Source organism: Pseudomonas sp. GL_091 (assembly GCF_057837725.1).
In genome coordinates this window covers 6,985,545-6,998,168 of sequence record NZ_CM174451.1, presented here as the reverse complement: position 1 = coordinate 6,998,168, position 12,624 = coordinate 6,985,545, and the positions used below count along the sequence as shown (strand labels likewise).

Sequence of the window (12,624 nt, the reverse complement as noted above, 5' to 3'; positions counted from 1 at the left end):
CCCTCTTCGCGAGCAAGCCCGCTCCCACAAGGTTTTGTGTTGAGGCGAGTTACTTGAAGTTGACCTTCGAGTAATCCTGCCGACCGAACGGGCTGACCGAGTACCCCTCGACATCCTTGCGTGTCAGCGCGAAAGCCGTCGGGTGGGCCAGGGGCAGCCACAGTGCCTGCTGCTGGATCTGCGCCTGGGCCTGTTCGTAGAGCTTGCTGCGCACACCTTGCTCGCCGGTGGTCTTGCCGGCGCTGATCAGCTTGTCCAGGTCCGCGTTGCAGTAGCGGGCGAAGTTGGTGCCGGACTTGACCGCGGCGCAGGAAAACTGCGGCGTGAGGAAGTTGTCCGGGTCACCGTTGTCACCGGCCCAGCCCATGAACAGCAAGTCGTGTTCACCGGCCTTGGCGCGGCGGATCAGTTCGCCCCATTCGATCACGCGGATTTCAGCCTGAATGCCGATTTCCGCGAGGTCAGACTGCAGCAGTTGAGCGCCGAGGCTTGGGTTGGGGTTAAGCAGGCTGCCGGAAGGGCGGGTCCAGATGGTGGTCTGGAAGCCGTCCTTGAGTCCGGCCTTGGCCATCAAGGCTTTGGCCTTCGCGATGTCGTGAGGGTAACCCGGCAGGCCTTTGGCATAGCTCCAGGTGTTGGGCGGATACGGACCGTTGGCCGCCTCGGCAGTGTCTTCGAACACGGCTTTGACATAGTTGGCCTTGTCGAAGGCAAGGTTGATGGCCTGGCGGACTTCAGGCTTGTCCAGTGGCGGATGCTGACTGTTGATGCCGACGAATGCGGTCATGAATGCGTCAGTCTTTTCGACTTTAAGCGTCGGCTCTTTCAGCGCTTCCTGTACGTCCAGAGGCTTGGGCGACAGGGCGATCTGGCATTCGTTACGGCGCAATTTCTGCAGGCGCACGTTGGCGTCCGGCGTGATGGCGAAGATCAGCGGATCTACAGAAGGTTTGCCGCCGAAGTATTCGGGGTTGGCTTTGTAGCGAACCGAGGCGTCCTTCTGGAAACGGGTGAACACGAACGGCCCGGTGCCGATCGGCTGGCTGTTGAGCTTCTCAGGCGTGCCGGCCTTCATCAGTTTGTCGGCGTATTCGGCCGAATAGATCGAGGCGAAACCCATGCTCAGGGTCGCCAGGAAGGTCGAATCCGGGTGGTCGAGGGTGAAGCGTACGGTCTGCGGATCGAGGGCGTCGATCTTCTTGATCAGTGCAGGCAACTGCATCGATTGCGCATGCGGAAAGCCGCTCTGGGCGACTTTGTGCCACGCATTGGCCGGGTCGAGCATGCGGTCGAAGCTGAAAATCACGTCCTCGGCGCTCAGGTCACGCGTCGGGTTGAAGTACTCGGTGTGATGGAATTTCACCTGCGGGTGCAACTTGAAGGCGTAGGTCAGGCCGTCGGGGCTGATTTCCCAACTGTCGGCGAGGCTGGCGACCACTTTGCCACTGGCCGTGTCGAAGTCCACCAGGCGATTCATCAACACATCGGCCGAGGCATTGGTGGTGGTCAGCGAGTTGTACTGCACCACGTCGAACCCTTCAGGGCTGGCCTCGGTGCAGACGCTCAGGGCGGCGGCAAAGGCCTGTGGACTCAGCAGAAGCGGGGCGAGCAATAGCGGTAGGGCAGCGAGGCGCATGGTCGGCTTCCTTTACAGATCGAAGGCCCATCTGCAAGTGCAGTCTGGAAAAGGCTTACCCTAGTGGGCTCTTTTGTAAATGACTATCCCCTTTTTCATTTTGGGGGGACTATAGGCGCCAGATTTTGCTGTGCGGCGGTTGAGCAAAACCCCAGGTTGGCTCGATGAGCGATTCTCTGCGACGAGCGGTCGCCATCGACGATAGCCTTTGTCCAAGGCGCTCGGAGCCCGGAAAACGGGGTTTTTGTGAATTCTACGCACACTGAATGTTGTTGCTCTTCAGTCTTTCTGGTATAAAGCAGCGCTCTTTTCTAGGGGCCCGGTTCCTTCACTGTAGGTGTAGCCGGTAAGACCTCTAAAGAAACGCGGCGCCTGGCGCCAAATGACTGAGAGATTAAGCGGCCAACCCATGCCGGGTTGGGCATGTGGTTTTAGAGGGCTGAGGCATGTCTAGAGTATGTCAAGTTACCGGTAAGGGTCCGGTAACCGGGAATAACATTTCCCACGCAAACAACAAAACCCGTCGTCGTTTCCTGCCGAACCTGCAGCATCACCGCTTCTGGGTTGAAGAAGAGAAACGTTTTGTGCGTCTGCGCGTATCTGCCAAAGGCATGCGTATCATCGACAAGCGTGGCATCACTGTCGTGCTGGCCGAACTTCGCCGCGATGGCAAGGTTTAAGGGAGCTAATCATGCGTGAATTGATTCGTTTGATTTCGAGCGCCGGTACTGGTCACTTCTACACTACCGACAAGAACAAGCGTACTACCCCGGACAAAATCGAGATCAAGAAATATGATCCGGTTGTTCGCAAGCACGTGATCTACAAAGAAGGCAAAATCAAGTAATTGATTTTTCCCTCTTACGAAAAAGGCCCGTATCGCGAGATACGGGCCTTTTTTGTTGCGCGGGAATCAAGTTGTTTCGTCAATGCCGAAACGAATCATCCGCAGTTGATGCTGACGATGATTCTGTCGGCATTGGTATGCAGGTTGATGCGTCGAGGGCGCAGGTCCCAGCTCGAAGGGTACTTCGGTCCAGTGGCTCGCACTGGCGCGCCATTGGCCAGGGCGCGAACTTCTTCAAGCAGTTGCGGGGTGCATTTCTGGCCGATGGTGTATTGGGCGATGGCGAGATCGCATTGATCGGGTAAGACTGGCATGTTGCCTCCTTGCATGACTGTTGGTTGGGTGCCTACGTCGCCGGGTGGCAGCACGTCCTGTGCGTTACCGTCCCGACGATGAAATGCGTGGCACCTGTCAGCAAGTCTTACCCGGTGTCGCTGCTTTGGGCCAGTGGCAGAATGTCAGCGACTGTTTCTATGTGGGTTCAAGCCTTCTGTTCAAACGCCACGTAGATCTTGCGGCACGGCTCCAGCACTTCCCAGGTGCCTTTGAATCCGGCGGGGATCACGAAGCGGTCGCCAGCGCGCACGGTTTTGCTGTTGCCGTCGTTGTCGCGCAGCACAGAAACGCCCTGAACGATTTCGCAGTATTCATGCTCGGTGAAGTTCACCAGCCACTGGCCGACGGCACCTTCCCACACGCCTGCGTTCAACTGGCCGCAGGGGCTGTTGTAGTGGTTGTACACTGCTTGTTCCGGGTCGCCCTTGAGGACTTTCGCCGGGTCTGGCCGATAGCGCTCGGGCTGGGTAGTGGCCTGGCTGAAGTCGACGATGTTCTGGATGCTCATTGTTCTAATCCCCCGTCATTGCGGTGCGAGTGGTTGTTAAAGCCAAAGTCTATGTTTATTAAAATGAACATCGCAAGGCCGTTTGCCGGCGTTATGTCAAATATATTGAAACTTCATGTGCGGCTGGTTTAGGGTGGTGGATGCCTTGGGCCGAAAAGCAGGCTGGCCGGGCAGAATTCCTGACAGCGCCCGCGAAGAACGCGGGTGTCGTATCAATAAGAGGAGGACACTCGCATGACCACCCTGACCCGTGCCGACTGGGAACAACGTGCCCGCGACCTGAAAATCGAAGGCCGTGCCTATATCAATGGCGAATACACCGCCGCCGTTTCCGGCGAGACCTTCGAGTGCATCAGCCCGGTCGATGGCCGTCTGCTGGGCAAGATTGCCAGCTGTGACGCCGCCGATGCCCAGCGCGCCGTGGAAAACGCTCGCGCCACCTTCAATTCCGGTGTCTGGTCGCGCCTGGCGCCGACCAAGCGCAAATCCACCATGATCCGTTTCGCCGGCCTGCTCAAGCAGCACGCCGAAGAGCTGGCCCTGCTTGAAACCCTGGACATGGGCAAGCCGATCAGCGACTCCCTGTACATCGATGTTCCCGGCGCGGCGCAAGCCCTGAGCTGGAGCGGCGAAGCCATCGACAAGATCTACGACGAAGTTGCGGCCACCCCGCACGACCAGCTGGGTCTGGTGACTCGCGAGCCAGTGGGCGTGGTTGGTGCCATCGTGCCGTGGAACTTCCCGCTGATGATGGCGTGCTGGAAACTCGGTCCTGCGCTGTCCACCGGTAACTCGGTGATCCTCAAGCCGTCCGAAAAATCCCCGCTGACCGCCATTCGCATTGCTGAACTGGCTGTCGAAGCCGGCATCCCGAAAGGCGTGCTGAACGTGCTGCCGGGTTATGGCCACACCGTCGGCAAGGCCCTGGCCCTGCACAACGACGTCGACACCCTGGTGTTCACCGGTTCGACCAAGATCGCCAAGCAACTGTTGATCTACTCCGGCGAGTCGAACATGAAGCGCGTCTGGCTCGAAGCCGGCGGCAAGAGCCCGAACATCGTGTTCGCCGATGCGCCGAACCTGCAAGACGCGGCCGAAGCGGCTGCCGGTGCCATCGCCTTCAACCAGGGTGAAGTCTGCACCGCCGGTTCGCGCCTGCTGGTGGAGCGTTCGATCAAGGACAAATTCCTGCCGTTGGTGATCGAAGCGCTGAAAACCTGGAAGCCGGGCAACCCGCTGGACCCGGCGACCAACGTTGGTGCGCTGGTCGATACCCAGCAAATGAACACCGTGCTGTCCTACATCGAGTCCGGTCATGCCGACGGCGCCAAGCTGGTGGCCGGTGGCAAGCGTACGCTCCAGGAAACTGGCGGCACTTACGTTGAGCCGACGATTTTCGACGGTGTGAGCAACGCGATGAAAATCGCCCAGGAAGAAATCTTCGGCCCGGTACTGTCGGTCATCGAATTCGACAGCGCCGAAGAAGCCATCGCGATCGCCAACGACACACCGTACGGGCTGGCCGCTGCGGTCTGGACTGCCGACATCTCCAAGGCCCACCTTACCGCCCGCGCACTGCGTGCCGGTAGCGTATGGGTCAACCAGTACGATGGAGGCGACATGACCGCACCGTTCGGTGGCTTCAAGCAGTCCGGTAACGGTCGTGACAAGTCCCTGCACGCGTTCGACAAATACACCGAGTTGAAGGCGACCTGGATCAAGTTGTAAGCCGTTAAGGGAGGCCTGTTTTAGAACAGGCCTCCCGAACGACGCAGATCCCTTGTGGGAGCGGGCTTGCTCGCGAATGCGGTGTATCAGCCAACGTTGATGTTGGATGTGATGACCTCTTCGCGGGCAAGCCCGCTCCCACATTGTTTTGTGTGTCCTGAAAAAAATATCAATCCACAGGAGCGTGGAACATGCGTTGGGCGACGTATTTCGCCGTTTTGGCATCTGTCCTGAGTGTCGGCCTGGCCCTGGGTGTCAGCATGCCGCTGGTGTCGTTTCGCCTGGAGAGCTGGGGCTACGGCTCGTTTGCCATTGGCGTGATGGCGGCGATGCCGGCCATCGGCGTCCTGTTGGGGGCGAAAATCTCCAGTCATTTGGCGGCGCGATTCGGCACGGCCAATTTGATGCGCCTGTGCCTGTGGGCCGGGGCGGTTTCGATCGGTTTGCTGGCACTATTGCCGAGCTATCCGATCTGGTTGGTGCTGCGGCTGATGATCGGGGTGATTCTGACCCTCGTATTCATCATCGGTGAAAGCTGGATCAATCAACTGGTGGTCGAGCAATGGCGCGGGCGGCTGGTGGCGCTGTATGGCAGCAGCTACGCATTGAGTCAGCTGGCAGGGCCGGTGTTGCTGGGTCTCCTCGGTACCGAGCATGACTATGGCTTTTGGGTGGGTGTCGGTTTGTTGATGGCAGCACCGTTCCTGCTGTTGGGGCGCAGTGGTGCGCCGAGCAGCGAGGCCAGCAGCGTGACCTTGAGTGATCTGCTCGCTTTCTGTCGTGGCCTGCCGGTGATTGCCTGGGCGGTGTCGCTGTTCGCCGCGTTCGAGGCAATGATTCTGACGCTGTTACCGGTCTATTGCCTGCGCCAGGGCTTCACCACGGAGATCGCCCTGGCGATGGTCAGTACGGTGGTGGTCGGCGATGCGGTGCTGCAATTGCCGATTGGTGCGATGGCCGATCGCTTGTCGCGACGCGCGTTGTTCACCGGTTGTGCGGTGGTCCTGCTGATGTCGAGCCTGGCAATCCCGATGCTGATCGACACACTGCTGATCTGGCCGTTGTGGGTGCTGTTTGGCGCCAGCGCTGGCGGATTGTTTACCTTGTCATTGATCCTGATCGGCGAGCGTTATCGCGACGATGCGCTGGTGCGGGCTAACGCACACATCGCCCAGCTATGGGGGATTGGTTGTCTGGTCGGGCCGCTGCTGGCGGGTGCCGGCAGCCAGTGGATCAGCGGCCATGCGTTGCCGTTGCTGATGGCGGTGGGGGCCTTGGGTGTGTTGATTGTGGTATCGCGGCAAGGGGCGTTTGGCGCGGCTGCAGAACCAGCCTGAAGAACAACAACAAACTGTGGCGAGGGAGCTTGTCGGATCGCCGCACCGTCCCGCTGGGCTGCGAAGCGGCCCCAAAGATTCTGTGGGCGCTGCGCACCCAAGCGGGAGCAAGCTCCCTCGCCACAATGGATCATCGGCTGGCTACAACATCTTCTCCAGCCCAACCGTATTGCTCATCCACGCATTGAAACGTCGCCACCAACTCCCAGGCTCCTTGCTCAGGGTGTGCATTTTTCCGTCGTCTTCGGTGGTCCAGACGATCTGACCATTTTCCAGCTCCACCTGATAACTCAGGGCCGGTGCCATACCCTGTAGTGCCAGTTCTCGGACCCGTGCAGCCAATTCCGGACTGTCCACCAGCACGCCGACTTCGGTGTTCCACAGCACCGAACGCGGATCGAAATTGAACGAGCCGATAAAGGACTTCTGCTGGTCGAAGATCATCGCCTTGCTGTGCAGGCTGGAGTCAGAGCTGTGATAGGCGCTGCTGGAAAAAAGATGCGGCCCGCTACCGCTGCCGCCGCCCTCGCCGGGTTGGCTACGCAATTCGTACAGTTTCACGCCGTGCTCCAGCAGCGCCCTGCGATAGGGCGCGTAACCACCGTGTACGGCGGGAACGTCCGTGGCTTCCAGTGAATTGGTCAGCAAACTCACGGAAACGCCGGCATCGGCGCGCCCGGTCAGGTACACCAGCCCCGGCTGGCCGGGCACAAAGTAGGCCGAGATCATGATCAGCTCTTTGCTGACGTTGCTGAGTTCAGGTGCGAGTTGCGTGGTCAGCAGCAACTGCGGATCGGGTTCGCCCTTGGCCAGTACCTTGCTCGGAGCATCCCACAATGCCTGGTTCCAGGCCCAGATCAGTTCGCGGCGCCAGATGTCCAGGCGTGGGTGGGTGGTAAAGGTCATCAAGTGTTTGTAGAGCGCGTGATTCTGTTTGCGCGTTTCCGCCAGGGACTCTTCCAGTCGGATGCGGGTGTTTTCCAGGTCCCGGGGTGTGGGTTTGCTCGACAGGAATTCGTCGATCGGCTTGCTCAGGGCGCTGTTCCAGTACTGGTCGAAACTGTGCCCGAGTTGCTCGGCGACCGGGCCGACACTGAGCATGTCGATGTCGGTGAAATTCATGTTGGGCTTGGCATCGTAATACTCGTCCCCCAGATTGCGTCCGCCGACGATGGCCATGCTGTTGTCCGCCAGCCACAACTTGTTGTGCATGCGTCGATGTTGTTGCGAGAGGTTGAACAGTCGGCCCACGGTGCGCGTCACCCCCGTACTGCGGCCCAGGTTCAGCGGGTTGAACACGCGGATCTGGATGTTCGGATGCGCGGCGAGGGTGGCAATGACCCGGTCCAGGCCGTCGCTGGCGGTGTCGTCGAGCAGTACCCGCACCCGCACGCCCCGGTCGGCGGCCTTGAGCAACTCCTCGATCAACATGCGCGTGCTGATGCCGTCATGCACGATGTAGTACTGCAAGTCGAGGCTGCTTTGGGCGTTACGGATCAGTTCGGCGCGGGCGGTGAAGGCCTCTGTACTGTCCGATAGCAGGCGAAAGCCCGATTGTCCCTTGTAGGGTGCGGCCTGTGCCTGGACTGAGCGGCCGAATGCGGAGTCTGAAGCCGGCAGTGCCTGGCTTGGCACACGCTGTACGTCGAGACCGGCGCAACCGCTGAGGAACGCGGCGAGTAGCAGAAGAGCAAGCAGGGGCTGTCTGACTCTCACGTAGGATCATTCCGTTTGGCGGCGCAGATAGGCATATGGACGCTGATCCCCGAATAAAAGTCAGTCGCTGAGCTGATCGGTTTCCGCCAGCAGTTTGATCGCTGTCGCACCGACCTTGCGCACCGCGTCTTCGATCTGCGGTGTTGGCTTGGCAGCGTAGTTCATGCGCAGGCAATTGCGGTACTTGCCGGAGGCGGAAAAAATGCTGCCCACGGCAATCTGTACGCCTTGGTCGTGCAATGCACGATTCAGTTTCAGGGTGTCGAAACCTTCCGGCAGTTCGACCCACAGCATGAAGCTGCCTTGTGGGCGACTGGCGCGGGTGTCGGCCGGGAAGTAGCGGGTCACCCAATCTATCATCACGTCGCGATTGCGCTGGTATTGCGTGCGCATCCGCCGCAAATGCGGTTCGAAATGGCCGCCTTTAAGGAATTCGGCAATGGCGATCTGCGGCTGTGGCGCGGTGGAACCCGTGCTGATGTATTTCATGTGCAGCACCCGTTCCAGATAGCGGCCGGGCGCGACCCAGCCGATGCGCAGGCCCGGTGCCAGGGTCTTGGAAAACGAGCTGCACAACAGGACGCGACCGTCCTCGTCGAAGGACTTGATCGTGCGCGGGCGTGGATAGGTGTAGGCCAGTTCGCCATACACATCGTCCTCGATGATCGCCACGTCAAACCGTTGCGCAAGCGTCAACAACGCGCGCTTGCGTGACTCCGGCATGATGTAGCCCAACGGGTTGTTGCAGTTGGGGGTCAGCTGTATGACCTTGATTGGCCATTGCTCCAGGGCCAGTTCCAGCGCTTCGAGACTGATCCCGGTCAGCGGATCGGTGGGGATTTCCAGTGCCTTCATGCCCAGGCCCTTGAGGGTCTGCATCGCACCGTGAAAGCTTGGCGAGTCCACCGCGACAATGTCGCCGGGCTCGCAGATCGCGCGAATGCTGGTGGACAGCGCTTCATGGCATCCAGTGGTGACCACCAGTTCGCTGGCGCTCAGCTGGCAGCCGGAATCGAGCATCAGGCGAGCGATCTGTTCGCGCAGTTCGAGGTTGCCGTGGATGTTGTCGTAATACAGGCCGGGCATGTCCTGCCGCCGGCTGATTCGCGCCAGGTCACGCAGCAGCGGTTTCATCGTCGGACTGGTGATGTCCGGCATGCCGCGGCCCAGTTGCACCACGTCTTTGCGCGGCACGGCACGGATCAACTCCAGCACTTGATCCCATTGGGATATGTCCACCGGCCGTTGGGCCGGGCGGCCGACTGCCGGCAAATCCGGCAGTTCGCGACTGGCCGGTACGAAGTAGCCGGACTTGGGCCGTGGCATGGCCAGCCCGCTGTCCTCCAGCACTCGGTAGGCCTGCTGCACCGTGCTCAGGCTGACGCCGTGCTCGACGCTCAGCGCCCGTACCGAGGGCAACCGGTCACCAGGACGATAGAAACCCTGTTCAATACGTGTGCCGAGCAACTCGGCGAGGTTGACGTAAAGGGTCATGGTGCAGCCTCGATAGGGGTGATTCGGTTAACCAGTACAGATCAGGCGAAAAATCAGGATTCAGTGGCGGAATCGGCAAAACTGTATGGAGTTAATACAGCTGTTTTGAATCTGTAATGCTTTTGTGCGCCCGCGCATCATGGAACCTCTGGCTACCCAAGTAAACAGGAGCATCCAAGATGAACGGTTTGAGCGATGTGCGGCTGACGTTACACAGTCAGGAGCTGGCGGCAGGGCAAACGGACAACGCACGCCATGCGTCTATGGGCAACGCGTCGTCCGGCCTGAGTCACTGGGATCTGTTCTGGCGTCGCCTGCACACGCGCAAGGCGTTGCTGGCGCTGACGACCGACCAGCTCAAGGATATCGGGCTGACGCGGGAGCAGGCGCGGGAGGAGGGGCTGAAGCCTTTCTGGCGGATCTGAGCTTTGCAGTGTTGTTTAGGCCTCTTCGCGGGCAAGCCCGCTCCCACAGGTTTCGGTGGTGAACACAAATCTTGTGAACACCAGTAATCCCTGTGGGAGCGGGCTTGCCCGCGAAGGCGTCAGAGCTGACACCGACAATCTTTCAGACCAACTCTTTAAGCCGATGCCACAACATCCCCAACGCCAGCAACGGCGAGCGCAAATGCTTGCCGCCGGGGAAAGTGATGTGCGGCACCTTGGCGAACAAATCAAAACCACCACTGTGCTGCCCGCTGATGGCTTCGGCCAGCAGCTTGCCGGCCAGGTGCGTGGCATTCACGCCATGACCGGAATAGGCCTGGGCGTAGTACACGTTCGGCTGGTCCTTGAGTCGCCCGATCTGCGGCAGGCGATTGGCGCCGATGCCGATCATGCCGCCCCATTGATAGTCGATCTTCACACCAGACAGTTGCGCAAAGACTTCCAGCATTTTCGGACGCATGTACGCGGCGATGTCTTTCGGGTCGCGGCCCGAGTAATGGCAGGCGCCGCCAAACAGCAGGCGCCGGTCCGCCGAGAGCCGGTAGTAATCCAGCGCCACTCGCTGGTCACAGACCGCCATGTTCTGCGGCAGCAGGGTGTGAGCCAGTTCTTCGCTCAACGGTTCGGTGGCGATGATGTAGCTGCCGGCGGGCAGGACTTTGCCGCTGAGTTCCGGGTTGAGGTTATTGAGGTAGGCATTGCAACCCAGCACCAGGGTCTTGGCGCGCACCGAGCCATCGGCGGTATGGACCTTGACCTCGGGGCCATAGTCGATGCGGGTCACGGCCGAGTGCTCGAACAGCTGGACCCCCAGTCGTTGTGCCGCTGCGGCTTCGCCCAAGGCCAGGTTCAGTGGATGCAGGTGCCCCGAGCCCATGTCGATCAGGCCGCCGACGTAACGCGTGGAGCCGACCACGGTGTGCATCTCATTGGCTTGCAGCAAACGGGTCTCGTAGCGATAACCGAGGCTGCGCAGTTCTTCGGCATCCTCGGCGAAGCCTTCAAGGTCACGGGGCTTGTTGGCGAGGTCGCAGTAGCCCCAGGTCAGGTCGCAGGGGATCTGGAAGCGCTCGACCCGTTGCCGGACGATTTCCACGGCTTCCAGGCCCATGAGTTTCATTTGCCGCACGCCTTCGGCACCGATGACGTTGGTGAACTGATCGAGGCCGTGGCCAACGCCACGAATCAGCTGCCCGCCATTGCGCCCACTGGCACCCCAGCCGATTTTATGGGCTTCAAGCAACACCACGCTGAGGCCGCGTTCGGCCAGCTCAAGCGCCGTGTTCAACCCCGAAAACCCGCCACCCACCACACAGACATCGGCCAGCACTTCGCCTTTGAGCGCCGGAAGTTCGGGCTGCGGCAGGCTGCTGGCGGCGTAGTAGGACGCAGTGTGGTTCAGGGCAGGCTGTTGAGCACGGGCATTCATGTGCGTGTTCCTGATGCTTGCGTTTGGAAAACCTCACGGAGCATAAGCCGGACCTTCCCGGACGGGCAACATTGGTCGGCTGGTGCTGTCTGGATCGGAGCTTTTGCGTCAGAATCGCGCTCTATTCCGCTATTGGTCACCGCTGCAATGAGCTGCAACAGCCAGACAATCCGCACATTGCGACAACAGATTCCCTCGTTCGAGTGCGTTCCCGGCTGCCATGACTGCTGCGGGCCGGTGACCACCTCGCCGGAAGAAATGTCGCGCCTGCCGCGCAAGACCCGCGCCGAGCAGGATGCCGCCATGGAAGAACTCAACTGTGTGCATCTGGGGCCGAATGGTTGCACGGTGTATGACGAGCGGCCGCTGATCTGCCGGTTGTTCGGCACCACCAAGACCTTGCCATGCCCGAATGGTCGCGGGCCGGTGGAGCTGATTCATCCGCGGGTGGAGAAGCAGGTGTTTGAGTACATGGCCAGCACTCGGCAGGTGTTGGTTTAAGCGGCGGCGTACTTCAGCAGAACCGAGTCGACTTCATCGCGGGCAAGTCGGATCGCCGCACCGCCGCTCCCACAGGTGTTGCGCTGACCTTGTGGGAGCGAGCTTGCTCGCGATGGGGCCGGAACAGGCACCGGAAAATCTTCAGTCCGGAATAGGCAAAGTCAGGCTTTCCTTCACCTCTTCCATCACGATATAGCTCTTGGACTCCCTCACATGAGGCAGCTTGAGCAGGATGTCGCCCAGCAACTTGCGGTACGAGGCCATCTCGGAAATCCGTGCCTTCACCAGGTAGTCGAAATCCCCTGACACCAGATGACACTCCAGCACATGGGGCAATTTCAGCACCGCACGTCGGAACTCTTCGAAAGTATCGCCGGATTTGTAGTCCAGGCTGATCTCGACGAACACCAGCAGACTACCCTTCAGGTGCTGCGGATTGAGCCTGGCGTTGTAGCCCATGATGATCCCTTCGCGCTCCAGACGCCGGACCCGCTCAGTACAGGGCGTGGTCGAGAGCCCGACCTTTTCCCCAAGCTCCGTAAAGGAAATCCGCCCGTCCGCTTGCAGGATCCGCAGGATGTTGCGGTCGATCTTGTCCAGCTCACGTTTGGTCTGAGTGTTGGTACGCATAGGGGATGCGCCTCCG

At 60.1% G+C, this 12,624-nt stretch carries 13 protein-coding genes; 6 read left to right on the top strand and 7 right to left on the bottom strand.

What is annotated here, in order from left to right:
• Window positions 1–49: 49 nt before the first annotated feature.
• Entirely contained in the window at window positions 50–1,636 is a 1,587-nt protein-coding gene (locus AC3ITY_RS31970) for an ABC transporter substrate-binding protein (RefSeq protein WP_489306851.1), read from the bottom strand.
• A gap of 446 nt (window positions 1,637–2,082) precedes the next feature.
• Here AC3ITY_RS31970 and rpmB point away from each other — a divergent pair, with 446 nt between their 5' ends.
• Together rpmB and rpmG are read left to right on the top strand one after the other, a co-directional pair.
• Window positions 2,083–2,316 (top strand): 50S ribosomal protein L28, encoded by a 234-nt coding sequence (gene rpmB, locus AC3ITY_RS31965; protein WP_007975166.1) that lies wholly within the window; start codon window positions 2,083–2,085, stop codon window positions 2,314–2,316.
• A gap of 11 nt (window positions 2,317–2,327) precedes the next feature.
• Window positions 2,328–2,483, top strand: a complete 156-nt coding sequence (gene rpmG, locus AC3ITY_RS31960; RefSeq protein WP_003177274.1) for a 50S ribosomal protein L33 — start codon at window positions 2,328–2,330, stop codon at window positions 2,481–2,483.
• 95 nt (window positions 2,484–2,578) lie between these two features.
• On the opposite strand, the gene AC3ITY_RS31955 is transcribed toward rpmG, so the two are convergent.
• Together AC3ITY_RS31955 and AC3ITY_RS31950 are read right to left on the bottom strand one after the other, a co-directional pair.
• Window positions 2,579–2,797 (bottom strand): peptidase inhibitor, encoded by a 219-nt coding sequence (locus AC3ITY_RS31955; protein WP_150753847.1) that lies wholly within the window; start codon window positions 2,795–2,797, stop codon window positions 2,579–2,581.
• A 167-nt stretch (window positions 2,798–2,964) separates the two neighbouring features.
• The gene (locus AC3ITY_RS31950; protein ID WP_150724895.1) at window positions 2,965–3,327 is read right to left on the bottom strand and encodes a cupin domain-containing protein; all 363 of its coding nucleotides are present in this window, start codon (window positions 3,325–3,327) and stop codon (window positions 2,965–2,967) included.
• A gap of 234 nt (window positions 3,328–3,561) precedes the next feature.
• Between AC3ITY_RS31950 and AC3ITY_RS31945 the strand changes: the two genes are divergently transcribed.
• Together AC3ITY_RS31945 and AC3ITY_RS31940 are read left to right on the top strand one after the other, a co-directional pair.
• Window positions 3,562–5,055, top strand: a complete 1,494-nt coding sequence (locus AC3ITY_RS31945) for an aldehyde dehydrogenase (RefSeq protein WP_489306849.1) — start codon at window positions 3,562–3,564, stop codon at window positions 5,053–5,055.
• A 191-nt stretch (window positions 5,056–5,246) separates the two neighbouring features.
• Window positions 5,247–6,392, top strand: a complete 1,146-nt coding sequence (locus tag AC3ITY_RS31940) for an MFS transporter (protein WP_489306847.1) — start codon at window positions 5,247–5,249, stop codon at window positions 6,390–6,392.
• Between the two features lie 141 nt (window positions 6,393–6,533).
• On the opposite strand, the gene AC3ITY_RS31935 is transcribed toward AC3ITY_RS31940, so the two are convergent.
• Together AC3ITY_RS31935 and AC3ITY_RS31930 are read right to left on the bottom strand one after the other, a co-directional pair.
• A complete protein-coding gene (locus AC3ITY_RS31935; protein ID WP_489306846.1) occupies window positions 6,534–8,108 on the bottom strand; it encodes a phospholipase D family protein in 1,575 nt (524 codons plus the stop codon).
• A 60-nt stretch (window positions 8,109–8,168) separates the two neighbouring features.
• Window positions 8,169–9,602 carry an aminotransferase-like domain-containing protein gene (locus AC3ITY_RS31930; protein WP_489306845.1) on the bottom strand — a complete coding sequence of 478 codons (1,434 nt, stop codon included), beginning with the start codon at window positions 9,600–9,602 and terminating at the stop codon, window positions 8,169–8,171.
• Window positions 9,603–9,781: 179 nt separating this feature from the next.
• Between AC3ITY_RS31930 and AC3ITY_RS31925 the strand changes: the two genes are divergently transcribed.
• Complete coding sequence (locus AC3ITY_RS31925; protein WP_489306843.1) at window positions 9,782–10,027, top strand: DUF1127 domain-containing protein; 246 nt, start codon at window positions 9,782–9,784, stop codon at window positions 10,025–10,027.
• Window positions 10,028–10,169: 142 nt separating this feature from the next.
• Here the strand turns inward: AC3ITY_RS31925 and AC3ITY_RS31920 are convergent, their stop codons facing one another.
• Complete coding sequence (locus tag AC3ITY_RS31920) at window positions 10,170–11,477, bottom strand: NAD(P)/FAD-dependent oxidoreductase (RefSeq protein ID WP_489306841.1); 1,308 nt, start codon at window positions 11,475–11,477, stop codon at window positions 10,170–10,172.
• Window positions 11,478–11,624: 147 nt separating this feature from the next.
• Here AC3ITY_RS31920 and AC3ITY_RS31915 point away from each other — a divergent pair, with 147 nt between their 5' ends.
• Window positions 11,625–11,978 carry a YkgJ family cysteine cluster protein gene (locus AC3ITY_RS31915; RefSeq protein WP_007975156.1) on the top strand — a complete coding sequence of 118 codons (354 nt, stop codon included), beginning with the start codon at window positions 11,625–11,627 and terminating at the stop codon, window positions 11,976–11,978.
• A 141-nt stretch (window positions 11,979–12,119) separates the two neighbouring features.
• Here AC3ITY_RS31915 and AC3ITY_RS31910 read toward each other — a convergent pair whose 3' ends face one another.
• Entirely contained in the window at window positions 12,120–12,608 is a 489-nt protein-coding gene (locus AC3ITY_RS31910) for an Lrp/AsnC ligand binding domain-containing protein (RefSeq protein ID WP_007975155.1), read from the bottom strand.
• Window positions 12,609–12,624: the final 16 nt, after the last annotated feature.

Bases quoted from the DNA above. Each gene is read 5' to 3' on its own strand.
- AC3ITY_RS31930 (WP_489306845.1), bottom strand. From the start codon at position 9,602: ATGACCCTTTACGTCAACCTCGCCGAGTTGCTCGGCACACGTATTGAA.
- AC3ITY_RS31920 (WP_489306841.1), bottom strand. From the start codon at position 11,477: ATGAATGCCCGTGCTCAACAGCCTGCCCTGAACCACACTGCGTCCTAC.
- AC3ITY_RS31915 (WP_007975156.1), top strand. From the start codon at position 11,625: ATGAGCTGCAACAGCCAGACAATCCGCACATTGCGACAACAGATTCCC.
- rpmG (WP_003177274.1), top strand. From the start codon at position 2,328: ATGCGTGAATTGATTCGTTTGATTTCGAGCGCCGGTACTGGTCACTTC.
- AC3ITY_RS31950 (WP_150724895.1), bottom strand. From the start codon at position 3,327: ATGAGCATCCAGAACATCGTCGACTTCAGCCAGGCCACTACCCAGCCC.
- AC3ITY_RS31970 (WP_489306851.1), bottom strand. From the start codon at position 1,636: ATGCGCCTCGCTGCCCTACCGCTATTGCTCGCCCCGCTTCTGCTGAGT.
- AC3ITY_RS31945 (WP_489306849.1), top strand. From the start codon at position 3,562: ATGACCACCCTGACCCGTGCCGACTGGGAACAACGTGCCCGCGACCTG.
- AC3ITY_RS31955 (WP_150753847.1), bottom strand. From the start codon at position 2,797: ATGCCAGTCTTACCCGATCAATGCGATCTCGCCATCGCCCAATACACC.
- AC3ITY_RS31925 (WP_489306843.1), top strand. From the start codon at position 9,782: ATGAACGGTTTGAGCGATGTGCGGCTGACGTTACACAGTCAGGAGCTG.
- rpmB (WP_007975166.1), top strand. From the start codon at position 2,083: ATGTCTAGAGTATGTCAAGTTACCGGTAAGGGTCCGGTAACCGGGAAT.
- AC3ITY_RS31910 (WP_007975155.1), bottom strand. From the start codon at position 12,608: ATGCGTACCAACACTCAGACCAAACGTGAGCTGGACAAGATCGACCGC.
- AC3ITY_RS31940 (WP_489306847.1), top strand. From the start codon at position 5,247: ATGCGTTGGGCGACGTATTTCGCCGTTTTGGCATCTGTCCTGAGTGTC.